Raw genomic sequence first — 14,903 nt, forward strand, 5'->3', positions numbered from 1 at the left:
CGCTCAGCCCTCGCTCGCCAGAGGCTCGGCCTCGGCCGTGATCTGCGTCGCCGCACCGCCGCCCGCGCGGTGCGCGACCTCGATCCGGCGGGGCCGGGCCTCCTCGGCGACCGGGATCGTCAGCGACAGCACGCCGTCCTCGTACGACGCCGAGATCTTGTCGAGGGCGAGCCCGCGCCCCACCGTGAGCTGGCGCGCGTAGGTGCCCGAGGGCCGCTCGCGCGCGAGCCACTGGACGTCGGGGTCGGTCCGCGGGCTGCGCTCGGCGCGGATCGTCAGCGTGCGGTCCTCGACGGACACGTCGATCGTCCCCGGGTCGACGCCGGGAAGGTCCACGGTCAGGACGTAGTGGTCACCCGCCCGGAACAGGTCGAGCGGCATGCCGCCCGACGCCGACGCGGCGGTCGCGCGAGCCCCGGACGCGAGCTGGCCGACCAGCCGGTCCATCGCGTCGAAGGTGCTCGTGAACGGGTCGATCATCGCAGCCACACCTCTCACCTCCTCGTCGGTCGGCCCCGGACCGTCCGGGACCGGTCGGTGCTCCCGCGAGGTAGGCACCTCGCGGGCGGCTACACGTCTGTTTTAGCACTCGGGCCCCGAGAGTGCCAAGAGGTCCTCGTGGCTCTCCGCACCCGGCGCACGGGACCGCGGTTGTCGACATCCTCCGAGGCCGCTCCCCGTCGGCGCGGTGGGGTTGGCGGAACCCTCCAACCCGTTGTGCGATCCGTGCACGCGGAGCCACCGCCGTCGTCCGTGGCCCCGTCGCTGCGCACGGCCGTCGCCGGGGAGAGTGGACCTGGCCACGACGGGTCGAGCACGGGCCCGCGACGACGACGCAGGGAGCGCCCATGACCGACACCTCGACCGGGACGACCACCGGGACACCGCGGACCGCCACGACGACGCCCGGCCCGGTCGCCGTGGCCCGCGGACCGCTCGCGCTCGACGCGGGCGACGCGGCGCGCGTCGCGACGTTCGCAGCGCTGGTCGCGGTGCTCGGGATGCCGGGATCGATCGCGCTGTTCGGCAACGCGGTCCCGATCACGCTCCAGACGCTCGGCGTCATGCTCGCGGGCGCGCTCCTCGGCGCGTGGCGCGGGTCGCTCGCCGCCGCGACCTTCCTCGCGCTCGCGGCCGCCGGGCTCCCGGTCCTCGCGGGCGGGCGCGGCGGCCTCGGCGCGTTCGTCGGCCCGTCGGCGGGCTACCTGGTCGGCTTCCTCGCGGGGGCGGCGGTCGTGGGCTGGCTCGTCGACCGGCTCGGCCGGGTGACGTTCGGCCGCGTTCTCGTGGCGTGCCTGGTCGGCGGGGTCGGGGTCGTCTACGCGTTCGGCGTCCCGGTCCAGTCGCTCGTCACGGGGGTGCCGCTCCCGACGACGGCCCAGCTCTCGCTCGCGTTCCTGCCCGGCGACGTCCTCAAGGCGCTGGCCGCCGCGGCGATCACCGTCGGCGTCGTGCGGGCCTACCCGGCCGCCCGCCGGAGCGGACGCACCGCCGGCCGCCGCGCGACCGCCGGCCCCGCCTCGTCCTGACACCTGCGAGAGTGTCCGCGTGCCCGTCGCCCACCAGGTCCTGACGCACGCCGCCGACCCGGCGGTGCGCGACCGTGCCGCCCTGCGCACGCCCGAGCGGTCGCGCACCTATGCCGCGCTCGCCGCGGACCTTCGCGCGGGCGCGACGCACCTCGCGGCGACGGGCACGCGCCCCGGCGACCTCGTCGCCGTCTCCCTTCCCGACCCCCTGGACCTGCTCACGGCGGTCCTGGCCGCCGACCACCTCGGCGCCACGCCCCTCGTCTGCGACCCGGCGTGGCCGCGCGCCCACCGTGCCGAGGTCCTGCGCACGCTCGCGCCCCGCACGTTCGTCGAGGTGCCGCTGCCGCGCGGGACCAGCGCGGTCCTGGACCCCGTGCCGGGGACCGCCCCGCAGGGGGGAGCGAGCCCCGGCACGGGCCACGTGCCCGCCCCGGACGACCTCGCGTGGGCGGGCTTCTCCTCGGGCAGCACGGGCCGGCCGCGCGCGGTCGTGCGCACGCGCGCGTCGTGGGCAGGGTCGTTCGACGACGTCACGCGGCTCCTCGGCCTCCGTCCTGCGGACACGGTGCTCGTCCCGGGTCCGCTCGCGTCGTCCCTCTACTGCTTCGCCGCCGTGCACACGCTCGCGGTCGGCGCGTGCGCGTACCTCACGCGCACGCCCGCGGCCACGACGTCCGCGCTCGCGAGCAGCGACGTCGTCCACCTCGTGCCGCAGGTCCTCGACGACGTGCTCGACGCCGTCGCGGCGGGCGCGCCGTCGAGGCTGCGGCACGCGGTCGTCGGCGGCGCGTCCCTCGCCCCGGGGGCGCGGTCGCGCGCGGCGGCCCTCGGCATCGACGTGCTCGCCTACTACGGCGCGGTCGAGCTGTCGTTCGTCGCCTACGACCCGGACGGGTCGGGGCTGCGCGCCTTCCCGGGCGTCGAGCTCGCGGTGCGGCCGCTGCCCCGCGCGAGCGTCGGCGAGGTCTGGGTGCGCTCCCCCTGGGTCTCGCAGGGGTACCTCGCGCACGCCACGGGTCCGCTGCGGCGCGACGGCGCGTGGAGCACCGTCGGCGACCTCGCCGACCCCCTGCCCGAGCCCCCGACGAGAGCCGCGCCCTCGTCGGCGTCGGTGCCGGCGGCGACGCCCGGCGGGGCCGCGCGCGGCGGGCTCGTGCTCCGCGGACGCGGTGACGGCGCGATCCTCACCGGCGGGTCGACCGTCGTGCCCGAGGACGTCGAGGTCGTGCTGCGCGCGGTGCCCGGGGTGCGAGACGTCGTCGTGCTCGGGACCTCGCACCGTCGCCTCGGTGCGGTCGTGAGCGCCGTCGTGGAGTGCGACGACCGCCCGGGCCTGCGCGCCCACCTCGAGCGTGTGGCGCGCGCGGCGCTCGCCCCGGCGCAACGGCCGCGGCGCTGGTACGGCACGCGCGCCCTCCCGCGGACCCCGTCCGGCAAGCCCGCGCGCGGGGCCGTGAGCGAGGCGCTCGGGGCGACCGAGCTCGGGCGGTCGGGCCTGGAGCCGCTGCGATGAGCGCGCGCGGTGGGTGGGACGCGCCCGTGGTCGTGGCCGCGCGACGCACGTGGCTGGGGACGGCCGGGCACGGGCACCGGTCGCTGTCCGAGGTCGACCTCGCAGCCGGGGCCCTCGGCGCGACGCTCGGCGACGCGCGCGCCTTCGGGATCGAGGCCGACGTCGCGGACGTCGTGCTGGGCTGCTGCAGGGGGCCGGGCGGGAACGTCGCCCGGGTCGCGGCGCTCGCCGCGGGCCTGGGCGTCGCCGTCCCCGGCCTCACCGTCGACCGCCAGTGCGCCTCCGGCCTCGCGGCGGTGCTCCTCGCTGCGCAGCAGGTCCGCGCGGGCGAGGCCCGCCTCGTCCTCGCGGGCGGGACCGAGAGCGCGTCGCGCTCCCCCGCGAGCGCGCACCGCACGGCGTGGGGCGACGTGCCGTTCGCGCGCGCCGCGTTCGCCCCGACGCCGTGGGCCGACCCCGGCATGGGGGCGGCCGCCGACGAGCTCGCGCGCCGCCGCGGCGTGACCCGTGAGCGCCAGGAGGCGTACGCGGTGCGCAGCCACGCGCGTGCCCTCGCGGCGCACGCGGGCGGGCGGTTCGCGGCCGAGACCGTCCGGGTCGGCGTCCCGGGTCGCGCGCTCGCGCGCGACGAGCGCGCACGCCGCCTCGACCCTGCCGTGCTCGCCCGGCTCTCCCCGGCCTTCACGCCCGGCGGCACCGTCACCGCCGCCACCGCGAGCCCGGTCAGCGACGGCGCTGCGACCGTCGCCGTCGTGCCCGAGGACGTCCGGCGCGGCCTCGGGGTCCCCGGCCTGCGCGTGCTCGCGTCCGCGACCGTCGGCTGCGACCCCGCGGTGCCCGGCTGGGGACCCGTCCCGGCCGTGCGTGCCGTGCTCGACCGCGCAGGTGTCGGCGTCGAGGACCTCGCGGCGGTCGAGGTCGTCGAGGCGTTCGCCGCACAGGCCCTCGCGATCACCGACGCGCTCGGCCTGGACCCTCTGGGCGACCCGGACGACGACGTGCGCGTGTGCGCCGACGGCGGCGCGCTCGCGCTCGGGCACCCGTGGGGCGCGAGCGGGGCGGTGTCCGTCGTGCGGCTGTTCTCCCGGCTCGTGCGCGAGGGCGCGCCGGCCGGGACGCTGGGTCTCGCGACGGCCGCGGTCGGGGGCGGGCTGGGCGTCGCGGCCCTCCTGGAGGTCGTCCGGTGATCGGCTGCACCGTCCGGCTCGCGGACGTGCACGTGCGACTCGGCGAGCGGGAGGTGCTGCGCGGGATCGACCTCGAGCTGCGCGAGCGGCGCGTGGGGATCGTCGGGGCGAACGGCTCCGGCAAGAGCACGCTCGCGCGCCTGCTCAACGGGTTGGTCGTGCCGACGTCGGGCCGCGTCCTGGTCGACGGGCTCGACACCCGGCGCGACGGCGCCGCGGTCCGGCGGCGCGTCGGCTTCGTGTTCACGGACCCGGACGCGCAGATCGTCATGCCCACCGTCGCGGAGGACGTGGCGTACTCGCTGCGTCGTGTCCCCGCGGCCGAGCGCGACGCGCTCGTGCGGACGGCCCTCGCCGCGCGCGGCCTGGCGGGCCACGCGGACCACCCCGCGCACCTGCTCTCGGGCGGGCAGAAGCAGCTCCTCGCGCTGACGTCGGTGCTCGCCGCCGAGCCGCGGCTCGTCGTCGCCGACGAGCCGACGACGCTCCTCGACCTGCGCAACACGCGGCGGTTCGCCGCGGAGCTCGCCGGGCTCCCCCAGCAGGTCGTGCTCGTCTCGCACGACCTGTCCCTCATGGACGCGATGGACCGCGTGCTCGTGGTCGACGACGGGCGGGTCGTCGCGGACGACGCGCCGGGGCCCGCCGTCGCGCACTACCGGCGCCTCGTCGAGGGGGCGTCGTGACGGCGGGGACGTACCGACCGGGGGCGTCGGTGCTGCACCGGGCGCCCGCCGGGGCGAAGCTCGTGGGGCTGGCCGTGACGTCCGCCGTCGTGCTGCTGGCGTCCTCGCCCCCGGCGGTCGCCGGGGTCGTCCTCGGCGTCGGCGTGCTCTACGCGGTCGCCGGCGTGGGGTGGAGCGCGGCGTGGGAGCAGGTCCGCCCGCTGCGCCTCGTCGTACCCGTGCTCCTCGTCGTCCAGTGGCTCGCCCTCGGGCCGGTGCCCGCGGTCGTCCTCACGACCCGGCTCGTCGCGCTCGTCGCCCTCGCCGGGCTCGTGCTGCTGACGACCCGGACCTCCGCCGTCCTCGCGGCGATCGAGCGCGGCCTGCGGCCGCTGCGGCGCCTCGGGGTCGACGTCGACCGCGCCGCCCTCGTCCTCGCGCTCGCCGTGCGCTGCGTCCCCGTCGTCGCCGCGCTCGCGCAGCGCGTGCGCGACGCGTGCCGCGCACGTGGCCGCGAGCACGACGTCCGCGCGTACGCCGTCCCCCTCGTCGTCGGAGCGCTGCGCCAGGCCGACGCGCTCGGCGACGCCCTGCGCGCTCGCGGGCTCGACGACTGACGACCTCCCGTCGAGGCTCTACCTCGGCGGGGCGGTGGCGCGGTGACCGCGCAGGGCGACGGCGGCCGCGAGGACGATGCCGACGACCGTCACGACGAGCAGCAGGCGGTAGTCGACCGCTCCGACGAGGGCGGCGCCGACCACGGTGAGCACGAGCTGCGGGACGTTGACGAGCAGCAGGCTCGCGGCAGCGACGCGCCCCTGGAGACCGGGGGGCGTGCGCAGCTGACGCTCGGTGACGAAGCCGACGATCGACCACGTGGCCCCCAGCCCGACCGCGCCCAGCCCGAGCACGATCGCCACGACGTTCGAGCCCGTCGCGGGCACGATGCCGAGCGCGAGCACGAGCAGGCCCAGCGCGACGAGCCGCTGCGCGCCCCAGCGCGCGGCGAGGCGCGCGGCCGTGAGCCCGGCGACGATCGCGGTGAGGGCCTGGACCGAGGAGATGGGGCCCAGGAGCGCCGGCGGCAGCCCGAGCCCGTCCTCGACGATCGCGAGGCTGACCGCGTTGAGGAGCCCGACGCCCGCAAACGCGACGAGCATGGCGAGCGTGAGCACGCCGAGCGGCGACGTGCGCACGAGGTGGCGGAAGCCGGCCAGCATCTCCGCGAGGTACGGCTCGCGCTCGGCGGCAGGGGGCGGCGGCGTCTCGACGAGCCGGACCCGGCCGATCACCGCGCCGGCGACGGCGAACGCGACGGAGGCCGCGACCACGAGCGGCCACGCGCCGGCGAGCGCGTAGGCCCCGGCGCCGACGACCGGCATGAGGAGCCGGAACACCTGGTCGATCGTCGTGAGGCGGCCGTTCGCCGGCGCGATCGCGTCGTCCGGGAGCATGTCCCGCACGAGGCCGGCCTGCGCGGCGGCGGTCGCGAACCCGACGCCCGAGTAGACCACGGTCACGACGTACACGACCCACACCTGCTCGGGCCCGCGGACCGCGAGGAGGGCGAGGAGGCTCACCGCGCCGACCAGGTACGTGACGACGAGCATCCGCCGACGCGACACCCGGTCGGCGAGCTGGCCGAGGAGCGGCGACGCGAGCGCCGGCAGGCCGAGCGCCGCGAACACGAGCCCGGCGGCACCGTTGGAGCCGGTGAGGTCCTTCACCCAGACGGCGAGGATGATCGCGAGCACGGAGTCGGCGAAGTTCGTGAACCCCCACGCGACGGACAGGAGACGAAACGGGCGGCCGCGCAGCGCGGCGCGGGTGCCGGGTGCGGGAGCCACCTCCCCGGCGGTCCCGGGCACCGCGGCCCCGGGCACCGCGGCCCCGGGCACCGCGGCCCCGGGCACGGCCGTCTCGGCCACGGCAGTCCCGCGTGTCGCCGTGGCGGCGCCGGTCGGCTCACGGGCCGCGCTCATCGGGGGGTGTCCGGGGGGTCGGCGTTGACGACGGAGAAGAGGCGCGCGCGGCGCGCTCCCGGGGGGCGGAGCGACGGGTCGTCCCAGCGCCCCCGGAAGCGGTCCGTGAGGGCCTCGACCTCGCGCGCGAGCGCGTCCAGCTCCTCGCGCGTCGCGTAGAAGGACGCGCCGGTCATCGTCGAGGCGAGGAGCCACTGCGGGTCGTCGGCGGCGGACCCGGCGAGCCACGCCCGGACGCGCGCCGCCTCCTGCTCCAGCATGAGGGTCGCGACCGCCCCCGCGGCGTGCAGGGACTCCGGGACGTCGGGGTCGAACGTCGTCTGCCGACCGCGCCCGACGGAGCGCCAGGGACGCTCCTTGCCGCGCCGCTCCGCGGGCTCGACGTACCCGTACTTGGCGAGCATGCGCAGGTGGAACGAGCAGCTCGCGACGGACTCGCCCGTGACCTCGGCGCAGCGCGTCGCGGTGACCTCGCCCTCGTCGTCGAGCAGCGCGAGGATCCGCAGGCGCAACGGGTGGGCGAGCGCCCGGATGGTCGCCGGGTCGCTCGCGACGACCTGCCCGGGCCCGGGCCTCGGGCCGCGCGGGAGGCGTCCCGCCGGCGTCAGGTCGGGGCCGACCGGTGCGACCGGGACGTCCGGCGGGCCGGCGTGCGGGTCTGGTGGCGTGCTCATGCCGACCACCGTATTTCGCGAAAGACTTCTTGCGCAAGAGTCCTTTAGCGAGAGTCGACGGCCGCGCCGGGAGCCGCTTGACGCGCGACCACGAGGTCGCGGACGCGGCTCACCGCGACCACGACGCCGAGCACCGCCACGGCGAGCGACAGCCCCGCCAGGACGTCGGTGAGGAAGTGGTACCCGAGGTAGAGCCGGCTCAGCGCCACGGCGCCGGTCACCACCACCGACGCGGCCGCCCAGACCGCCAGGACGCGGCCGTCATGGTGGCGGTGCCACACCAGGTAGCCGCCGACGAGGACGAGCGTCGCCGCCCCGATCGTGTGCCCGGACGGGAAGGAGAACGACCGCTCCACCCCGGCGACCACCATCGACACGTCGGGCGGACGCGGCCGCGCGATCAGCGCCTTGAGCACGGTCGAGACGAGCGTCGCGAGCACCATGGCCCCCGCGAGCAGCCCGGGTTCCCACCAGGTGCCCGCGCGCCGCGCCCACACCACGCACCCGAACGCGACGAGGACGGGCAGCACGAACGGCCCGGACACGGTCGTCACGACCGTGAGGACGCCCGTCGCGACCGGCGTGCGGTGCGCGACCATCCACGCGAGCAGGGGGTCGTCGAGCCGCCACAGGTCCTCCTGGTCGCGGACCGCGTCGAGGAGGAGCGCGAATCCCGCGACGCCGACGAGCACCAGGAGCAGGCCCGGCCACACGCGCGCGAGGACCGCTCGCGCGGACCCGCCGCTCGTCGTCGCGCGCTCCACCTCGCCCCTGCGTCCCATCCCCGGAGGCTACGCACGGCGGGCCGACGGCGCAGCGCGGCCGACCGCCGTCGCCCACCGGGCACCGCCCGACGCCCGTGGCGAAAAAGGAGTGCACCACCCGCCACGACCGTGGTCGTATGGACCCACACCGCGGTGACGTCCGTCCGGTCCGTACCGGGCGGTGGAGGGTCCGGCCAGACCCACGAGCCCAACGTCACGAGAGCAGCACCATGCATCCCTTGATCACGTACGACGTGGCGGCCCTCAGCCGTCGCGAGCAGCTGCAGGAGCAGACCCTGCGCCGGTCGCAGCTGCGCCGCACCACCACCCGCGTCCCGGCGCACACCCGGCAGGCCCGCCTGCCGCGTCGCACCGCATGACGCGCACCGACCGTTCGCCGGGCCGGGGACCCTCCCCGTCAGGCGACGGCGCACCTCGCCGAAGGCCCCGACCGTCCGGACCCGTGTGGAACGGACAGTCGGGGCCTTCGTCGTGTGCACCACGGATAGGCTGGGCGCCGTGAGTCCTGTGAACGCGAACGAACGCATCGTCTGGATCGACTGCGAGATGACCGGGCTCGACCTGGGCGCCGACGCCCTCGTCGAGGTCGCCGCCGTGGTCACCGACTCCGAGCTCAACGTGCTCGGCGACGGGGTCGACGTCCTCGTCCGGCCCCCGGCCGAGGCGCTCGCGCAGATGGGCGACTTCGTCCGCCAGATGCACACGACCTCCGGCCTGCTCGACGAGCTCGACGAGGGCCTGACGCTCGCCGAGGCGGAGCAGCAGGTCCTCGACTACGTCCGCACCTGGGTCCCCGAGCCGGGCAAGGCCCCGCTGGCCGGCAACTCCGTCGGCACCGACAAGGGCTTCCTCGACCGTGACATGCCCGCGCTCATGGGCCACCTGCACTACCGGATCATCGACGTGTCCTCCGTCAAGGAGCTCTCGCGCCGCTGGTACCCGCGCGCCTACTTCTCGTCGCCCGAGAAGCACGGGGGGCACCGCGCGCTCGCGGACATCCTCGAGAGCATCGACGAGCTGCGCTACTACCGGGCCGCCGTGTTCGTCCCCCAGCCCGGCCCGGACTCCGCCACGGCCCGCAAGGTCGCCGAGCAGGTCGTCGCGACGAGCGTCGCGCGCGGCCTGACCCGGCCCGCGGACGACGACGCCGGGACCTCCGTGGCCACCGTCACAGGGTCCGCCGACTCCTGACCTCGAAAAGCGGTCCGGGAGCCCCTCCGGGACCAGGTACACTTTTCGACGGCCGGTGCTTCACGCCCGGTCATGGTGGGTATAGCTCAGCTGGTAGAGCACCTGGTTGTGGTCCAGGGGGTCGCGGGTTCAAGTCCCGTTACTCACCCCAGACGGACGAGGCCCCGGCCGCACGACGACGAACGCGGGACGCGGGGCACGGACATCTCCCCCGGCGGTGCGACGGCACCGGGGCCGACCGTAGCCGACGCCCCGGGTGCTCAGGTCGTGCGGTGCGAGGCGACGGCGAGCACGCCTCCCAGGCCGATCATCATGCCCCCGCCCGTCGCGCGGACCGCGCTCAGGCGCCGCGGCGAGGAGGCGAACCACGACCGTGCGGCTCCCGCCGCGAGCGCCCACGCGCTGTCGCAGACGAACGCGATCAGCGTGAAGACCAGCCCGAGCACCATCATCTGGGCCGGGACGCGCCCGGCGTGGAAGTCCGTGAACTGCGGGAGGACGGCGACGAAGAACACGATGGTCTTCGGGTTCGTCACCCCGACGACGTAGCCCTGCCGCACGACGCGCCACCGCGGCTCGCGCACGGGCGCGACCGCGACGTCGACGGCGCCCTCCCGCCGGTGCCGGACCGCCTGGACGCCGAGGTAGACGAGGTAGGCAGCGCCGACGAGCTTGACGACCGTGAACACGGCGACGGACGTCGCGACGACCGTGCCGACACCGAGCGCCACGGCCGCGGCCAGCGTCAGAGCACCGAGCTCGTTGCCGAGGACGCTCAGCACCCCGCCCCGGTGCCCGAGCGCGAGCGAGCGGCCGACGACGAAGAGCACGCTCGGCCCGGGGACGACGACGAGCACGAGCGAGGCCAGCGCGAAGGCGAGCAAGGAGTCGAGGTGCGGCACAGCGCCACGATAGGGCCGCAGCGTGACGCGCGTCACGGGAGATTCCGCCGTGGCGTGCGACGGCCCCCGACGGCGCGAAGCCGACGTACCGGTGCGAGTGCGGCGTGTCGGTGGTCCGTCGTACCGTCGGTACGACGCGTGGCACTGCGCTCGCTGGCCGCACCGCGGTCGTGGTTGGGTGAGAGGCCGTACACCGACTGTCGGGAGGCAGCGCCCCATGATCGAGTTCCGATCGGTCACCAAGACGTACCCGGACGGCACGGCAGCGGTCGCGGACTTCGACCTGGTGATCCCACCGCACCGCACGACCGTGCTCGTCGGGTCGTCCGGGAGCGGCAAGACGACGCTCCTGCGCATGATCAACCGCATGGTGGAGCCCACGTCGGGCACGATCGAGATCGACGGCGCCTCCATCCTCGACCGGGACCCCGTGAAGCTGCGCCGCAGCATCGGGTACGTCCTGCAGAACGGCGGGCTGCTCCCCCACCACAAGGTCGTCGACAACGTCACGACGGTCCTGCGTCTCGAGGGCACGCCGCGGCGCCAGGCGCGCGAGCGCGCGCTCGATCTCCTCGACACCGTGGGTCTCGACCGGGCGCTCGCGGACCGCTACCCGAGCCAGCTCTCCGGGGGCCAGCAGCAGCGGGTCGGGGTGGCGCGCGCGCTCGCCGCGGACCCGAACATCCTGCTCATGGACGAGCCGTTCGGTGCCGTCGACCCGATCGTGCGCGCAGAGCTCCAGACCGAGACCATCCGGCTGCAGCGCGAGCTGGAGAAGACCGTCGTCTTCGTCACGCACGACGTCGACGAGGCGTTCCTCCTCGGGGACCAGGTCGTGATCCTCGAGAAGGGGGCGCAGGTCGCGCAGATCGGGTCTCCGAGCGAGATCCTGGAGAACCCCGCGAGCGACTTCGTGGCGAGCTTCATCGGGGCGGAGCGCGGCACGCGGGCGCTGCACACCAAGCGCACGGACCGCGGGACCGTGCTCGTGGACGGCGCCGGCCGCACGCAGGGCGTCCTGGTCGACGACCTCGTCGAGGGCAGCGCATGACCTGGGTCCTGGACAACCTCGACCTCATCGGCCGCCTCACCGTCGAGCACCTGCGCCAGTGCGTCGTGCCCGTCGTGCTGGGGTTCCTCGTCTCGATCCCGCTGGGCTGGCTCGCGTTCCGGTTCCGCCTCACGCGGGGGCTCGTGCTCACCCTCGTCGGGCTGCTCTACACGATCCCGTCGCTCGCGCTGTTCGCGCTGCTCCCGCCTCTGCTCGGCATCAGCTTCCTGTCCGAGGTGAACCTGGTCGTCGCGCTGACGGTCTACGCCGTGGCGATCATGACGCGGTTCGTCGCCGACGCCCTGGCGTCGGTCGACCCGACGGTCCGGCAGGCGGCCCTCGCCGTGGGGTACGGGCCGTGGCGGCGCTTCTGGCAGGTCGACCTGCCGCTCGCCGGCCCGGTCGTGCTCGCCGGGCTGCGCGTCACCGCCGTCTCGACCATCTCGCTCGCGACGGTCGGCATCCTCATCGGGATCGACAACCTCGGCTACCTCTTCACCAACGGCTACCAGCGGCAGATCGTCGCGGAGATCCTCGCCGGCGTCGTCGCGGTCGTCGTCATCGCCCTGCTGGTCGACCTGCTGCTCGTGCTCGCCGGGCGAGCGGTCATGCCCTGGTCTCGGAAGGCGCGCGCATGAACCTCTTCTCCGACGCGATCGCCTGGATCTTCTCGCCCGACCGGCTGACCGGCGCGCTCCCGCTCCCGGAGGCGATCTGGACCCACCTCGCGTTCACGTTCGTCTCGGTGCTCATCGCCGCGGTGATCGCGATCCCGGCGGGCTGGGTCATCGGCCACACGGGGCGGGGCCGGGAGCTCGCGGTCGCCCTCTCGGGCGCGGCCCGCGCCGTGCCGTCGTTCGGGCTCGTCCTGCTCCTCGTCCTCCTCCTCGGCGTGACGCACAAGGTCGCCGCGTCCACGACGGCGTTCGTCCTCCTCGCGATCCCGCCGATCCTCGCGGGCGCGTACGCGGGCGTGGAGGCCGTCGAGCGGCGCGTGGTCGACGGCGCCCGCTCCGTCGGCATGACCGGGTGGCAGGTGCTCTTCCAGGCCGAGGTGCCGCTCGGGCTCCCGCTGCTCATCGGCGGGCTGCGCTCCGCGACGCTCCAGGTCGTCGCGACCGTGACCCTCGCGGGGTACGTCGGCAACTGGGGCCTGGGCTTCTACATCGTGCAGGGCATCCAGATCCGCGACTTCTCCCAGATCCTCGGCGCCGCCCTCGTGATCGTCGTCCTGGCCGTCGTGCTCGACGCGCTCTTCGCGATCCTCCAGCGCGTCGTCGTGCCGCGCGGGGTGACTGCCGGCCGCTCCCCGGACGACGACCCTGCCCGGCGACGGCGTCGCCGAGCGCCCGAACCGACCACCGCCTGACACGCGCGGAGCCCCGACCGCACCGCCCTGCCCCAGCAGACCCACCCAGAACCTCCCGGCCCCCGGGACGGCCCTCAGAAAGGCAGACACATGCGCACCACCCGACGCACCGCCGCCCTCGTCGCCGCCGCGGCGACCGCCGTCCTCACGCTCACCGCCTGCGGCGGCGGGTCCGACCCGCTCGACGCGGGCACCGGGACGTCCGACGGCGGCGCCTCGTCCGACACCATCGTCGTCGGCTCCCAGGCCTACTACTCGAACGAGATCATCGCCGAGATCTACGCCCAGGCCCTGGAGGCCGAGGGCTTCACGGTCGAGCGCAACTTCTCGATCGGCCAGCGCGACGCCTACATGCCCGCCCTGGAGAGCGGCGAGGTGCAGCTCTTCCCCGAGTACACGGGCAACCTGCTGCAGTTCTTCGACCCGGAGACCACGGCGACGTCGCCCGACGACGTGTACGCCGCCCTCCAGGAGGCGCTGCCCGACGGGCTCACGGTCCTCGACCAGTCGAGCGCGACGGACCAGGACTCCTACAACGTCACCGAGGCGTTCGCGACGGAGAACGACCTGACGAGCATCGCCGACCTCGCGGGCCTGGACGTGCCGCTCACGCTCGGCGGTCCCGCGGAGCTCGAGCAGCGGCCCTACGGCCCGCAGGGGCTCAAGGACGTGTACGGCGTCGACGTCTCGTTCGTCGCGACCGGCGACACGACCGTGCAGGACCTCGTCGCCGGAACGGTGAACGTCGCGAACGTGTTCAGCGCCGATCCGCGCATCCAGACCGAGAAGCTCGTCACGCTCGAGGACCCCGAGGGCCTGTTCCTCGCCTCGAACGTCGTGCCGCTCGTCAACGCGGACATCGCCGACGAGATCGCGGACGTCATCAACCCGGTCAGCGAGGCGCTCACGCCCGAGGGCCTCGTCGCCCTCAACGTGGAGTCCACAGAGGACCAGCGCTCGCCCGAGGACATCGCGGCCGACTGGCTGTCCGAGAACGGCCTCGCCTGAGCTCCGGCCCCGCCTCACCTCCGGCACCGCGCGACCGTGGCCCCGTCCCGACGTCGGGGCGGGGCCACGGTCGCACGCCTCGGAGGGACCCGACGGATCAGCGCGCGACGCGCGCGGCGATCGCGTCGGCGAACCGGTCCAGCGACCCGGGCGCGAGCGCGAGGAACAGCGACGGCTCCGTGAGCTCGAGCTCGATGACGACGACGCCGCCGTCGTTGCCCGTCACGACGTCGACGCGCGCGTAGAGGAAGCTCGCCACGTCCCCGCCGCCGACCGAGCCGGCGGCGACCGCGAGCGCCCGGCGCGCGACGTCGAGCTGCTCCTCGGTCGCGGTGAACGGGCTCATCTCCTCCTGCTGGTACAGGCCGCGCGTCGGGCGGTGCGGCCCGGTGAGCAGCGCGTTCTTGCGCACGGCGTGGGAGAACTCGCCGTCGACGAAGACCAGCCCCGTCTCCCCCGCGGTGTCGACGCTCGTCACGTACGGCTGGACCATGACCTCGCGGCCCGAGACCAGCAGGTTCTTCGCGTGCTGGATCGCCAGCCCGCGCGAGTGCGCCTCGCCCGCCTGGTACCGGCCCGTGTCCTTGGCACCCGCGCTCACGACGGGCTTGATGACGAAGTCGCCCTGGGCGGGCAGACGCGTGTGGATCGCGCGCGAGGAGAGGTTGCGCGCGGGGTCGAGCCACAGCGTGGGGATGACGGGGATGCCCGCTCCCTCGAGCTCGCGCAGGTAACCCTTGTCGGTGTTCCAGCGCAGCACGGCTTCCGCGTTGAGGATGCGCGGGACGCGCGCCGCCCACGCGACGAACTCGTCGCGGCGGGCCGAGTAGTCCCACGTCGAGCGCACGACGACGGCGTCGAACGCGCTCCAGTCGACGTCCGGGTCGTCCCAGACGGCGGGCTGCGCGGCGACGCCGCGGGCGTCGAGCGCGCGCACGAGCGGTGCGTCGTCGGGGTCGAGGTGCGGCAGGACGGAGCACGTCGCGAGGGCGACGCGCGGGGCGGAGGTCTCGGTCGTCACGCCCCGAGCCTAGGCGACCTCGC

Annotated in this window: 17 protein-coding genes and 1 tRNA gene; 12 read left to right on the plus strand and 6 right to left on the minus strand. The window is 75.5% G+C overall.

The window, feature by feature from the left end; all coding sequences use genetic code 11:
- Positions 1 to 3 precede the first annotated feature (3 nt).
- Positions 4 to 489, minus strand: a complete 486-nt coding sequence (locus JN535_RS08095; RefSeq protein ID WP_374100487.1) for an Hsp20/alpha crystallin family protein — start codon at positions 487 to 489, stop codon at positions 4 to 6.
- Positions 490 to 848: 359 nt separating this feature from the next.
- Here JN535_RS08095 and JN535_RS08100 point away from each other — a divergent pair, with 359 nt between their 5' ends.
- Genes JN535_RS08100 through JN535_RS08120 form a run of 5 tightly spaced genes read left to right on the plus strand, consistent with a single transcriptional unit; the run spans position 849 to position 5,514 of the window.
- Positions 849 to 1,529 (plus strand): biotin transporter BioY, encoded by a 681-nt coding sequence (locus tag JN535_RS08100; protein ID WP_205204886.1) that lies wholly within the window; start codon positions 849 to 851, stop codon positions 1,527 to 1,529.
- 19 nt (positions 1,530 to 1,548) lie between these two features.
- Entirely contained in the window at positions 1,549 to 3,045 is a 1,497-nt protein-coding gene (locus JN535_RS08105; RefSeq protein ID WP_205204893.1) for a class I adenylate-forming enzyme family protein, read from the plus strand.
- Entirely contained in the window at positions 3,042 to 4,232 is a 1,191-nt protein-coding gene (locus JN535_RS08110; protein ID WP_205204895.1) for a thiolase family protein, read from the plus strand. Before JN535_RS08105 ends, JN535_RS08110 begins: the two co-directional genes overlap by 4 nt.
- Entirely contained in the window at positions 4,229 to 4,918 is a 690-nt protein-coding gene (locus JN535_RS08115) for an energy-coupling factor ABC transporter ATP-binding protein (protein WP_205204897.1), read from the plus strand. Before JN535_RS08110 ends, JN535_RS08115 begins: the two co-directional genes overlap by 4 nt.
- Entirely contained in the window at positions 4,915 to 5,514 is a 600-nt protein-coding gene (locus JN535_RS08120) for an energy-coupling factor transporter transmembrane component T family protein (protein ID WP_205204899.1), read from the plus strand. The genes JN535_RS08115 and JN535_RS08120 overlap by 4 nt, the downstream gene beginning before the upstream one ends.
- An 18-nt stretch (positions 5,515 to 5,532) precedes the next feature.
- Here the strand turns inward: JN535_RS08120 and JN535_RS08125 are convergent, their stop codons facing one another.
- The 3 genes from JN535_RS08125 to JN535_RS08135 are packed head-to-tail and all read right to left on the minus strand — an operon-like array spanning position 5,533 to position 8,335.
- Positions 5,533 to 6,879 carry an MFS transporter gene (locus JN535_RS08125; RefSeq protein ID WP_205204900.1) on the minus strand — a complete coding sequence of 449 codons (1,347 nt, stop codon included), beginning with the start codon at positions 6,877 to 6,879 and terminating at the stop codon, positions 5,533 to 5,535.
- On the minus strand, positions 6,876 to 7,553 hold the full coding sequence (locus JN535_RS08130; RefSeq protein ID WP_205204902.1) for an ArsR/SmtB family transcription factor: 678 nt from the start codon (positions 7,551 to 7,553) through the stop codon (positions 6,876 to 6,878). Before JN535_RS08130 ends, JN535_RS08125 begins: the two co-directional genes overlap by 4 nt.
- 44 nt (positions 7,554 to 7,597) lie before the next feature.
- The gene (locus JN535_RS08135) at positions 7,598 to 8,335 is read right to left on the minus strand and encodes a phosphatase PAP2 family protein (RefSeq protein ID WP_205204904.1); all 738 of its coding nucleotides are present in this window, start codon (positions 8,333 to 8,335) and stop codon (positions 7,598 to 7,600) included.
- A gap of 221 nt (positions 8,336 to 8,556) precedes the next feature.
- On the opposite strand from JN535_RS08135, the gene JN535_RS08140 reads away from it, so the two are divergent.
- From JN535_RS08140 to JN535_RS08150, 3 genes are all read left to right on the plus strand, one after another.
- A complete protein-coding gene (locus JN535_RS08140; protein ID WP_205204906.1) occupies positions 8,557 to 8,697 on the plus strand; it encodes a hypothetical protein in 141 nt (46 codons plus the stop codon).
- 139 nt (positions 8,698 to 8,836) lie between these two features.
- Complete coding sequence (gene orn / locus JN535_RS08145; protein ID WP_205204908.1) at positions 8,837 to 9,529, plus strand: oligoribonuclease; 693 nt, start codon at positions 8,837 to 8,839, stop codon at positions 9,527 to 9,529.
- 75 nt (positions 9,530 to 9,604) lie between these two features.
- A tRNA-His gene (locus JN535_RS08150) sits at positions 9,605 to 9,680 on the plus strand.
- 109 nt (positions 9,681 to 9,789) lie between these two features.
- On the opposite strand, the gene JN535_RS08155 is transcribed toward JN535_RS08150, so the two are convergent.
- The gene (locus JN535_RS08155; protein WP_307868423.1) at positions 9,790 to 10,431 is read right to left on the minus strand and encodes a LysE family translocator; all 642 of its coding nucleotides are present in this window, start codon (positions 10,429 to 10,431) and stop codon (positions 9,790 to 9,792) included.
- Positions 10,432 to 10,648: 217 nt separating this feature from the next.
- On the opposite strand from JN535_RS08155, the gene JN535_RS08160 reads away from it, so the two are divergent.
- The 4 genes from JN535_RS08160 to JN535_RS08175 all read left to right on the plus strand — a co-directional run bounded on the left by JN535_RS08160 (position 10,649) and on the right by JN535_RS08175 (position 13,859).
- Positions 10,649 to 11,482, plus strand: coding sequence for an ABC transporter ATP-binding protein (locus JN535_RS08160; RefSeq protein ID WP_205204916.1), 834 nt, complete (start codon positions 10,649 to 10,651; stop codon positions 11,480 to 11,482).
- On the plus strand, positions 11,479 to 12,120 hold the full coding sequence (locus JN535_RS08165; RefSeq protein WP_205204918.1) for an ABC transporter permease: 642 nt from the start codon (positions 11,479 to 11,481) through the stop codon (positions 12,118 to 12,120). The genes JN535_RS08160 and JN535_RS08165 overlap by 4 nt, the downstream gene beginning before the upstream one ends.
- Positions 12,117 to 12,851 carry an ABC transporter permease gene (locus JN535_RS08170; protein WP_205204920.1) on the plus strand — a complete coding sequence of 245 codons (735 nt, stop codon included), beginning with the start codon at positions 12,117 to 12,119 and terminating at the stop codon, positions 12,849 to 12,851. Before JN535_RS08165 ends, JN535_RS08170 begins: the two co-directional genes overlap by 4 nt.
- A 90-nt stretch (positions 12,852 to 12,941) precedes the next feature.
- Positions 12,942 to 13,859: an ABC transporter substrate-binding protein gene (locus JN535_RS08175; protein WP_205204921.1), complete on the plus strand. Its 918-nt coding sequence runs from the start codon at positions 12,942 to 12,944 to the stop codon at positions 13,857 to 13,859.
- A gap of 97 nt (positions 13,860 to 13,956) precedes the next feature.
- Here JN535_RS08175 and JN535_RS08180 read toward each other — a convergent pair whose 3' ends face one another.
- Entirely contained in the window at positions 13,957 to 14,880 is a 924-nt protein-coding gene (locus JN535_RS08180) for an ATP-grasp domain-containing protein (protein ID WP_205204922.1), read from the minus strand.
- Positions 14,881 to 14,903 lie beyond the last annotated feature (23 nt).

Origin of the sequence: Cellulosimicrobium cellulans, assembly GCF_016921195.1 — a bacterium.
Taxonomy (GTDB): Bacteria; Actinomycetota; Actinomycetes; order Actinomycetales; family Cellulomonadaceae; genus Cellulosimicrobium; species Cellulosimicrobium cellulans_F.

Excerpts from the sequence above, each read along its gene's own strand:
- JN535_RS08100 (WP_205204886.1), top strand. The coding sequence starts at position 849 with ATGACCGACACCTCGACCGGGACGACCACCGGGACACCGCGGACCGCC.
- JN535_RS08110 (WP_205204895.1), top strand. The coding sequence starts at position 3,042 with ATGAGCGCGCGCGGTGGGTGGGACGCGCCCGTGGTCGTGGCCGCGCGA.
- JN535_RS08125 (WP_205204900.1), bottom strand. The coding sequence starts at position 6,879 with ATGAGCGCGGCCCGTGAGCCGACCGGCGCCGCCACGGCGACACGCGGG.
- JN535_RS08130 (WP_205204902.1), bottom strand. The coding sequence starts at position 7,553 with ATGAGCACGCCACCAGACCCGCACGCCGGCCCGCCGGACGTCCCGGTC.
- JN535_RS08135 (WP_205204904.1), bottom strand. The coding sequence starts at position 8,335 with ATGGGACGCAGGGGCGAGGTGGAGCGCGCGACGACGAGCGGCGGGTCC.
- JN535_RS08160 (WP_205204916.1), top strand. The coding sequence starts at position 10,649 with ATGATCGAGTTCCGATCGGTCACCAAGACGTACCCGGACGGCACGGCA.
- JN535_RS08165 (WP_205204918.1), top strand. The coding sequence starts at position 11,479 with ATGACCTGGGTCCTGGACAACCTCGACCTCATCGGCCGCCTCACCGTC.
- JN535_RS08170 (WP_205204920.1), top strand. The coding sequence starts at position 12,117 with ATGAACCTCTTCTCCGACGCGATCGCCTGGATCTTCTCGCCCGACCGG.
- JN535_RS08175 (WP_205204921.1), top strand. The coding sequence starts at position 12,942 with ATGCGCACCACCCGACGCACCGCCGCCCTCGTCGCCGCCGCGGCGACC.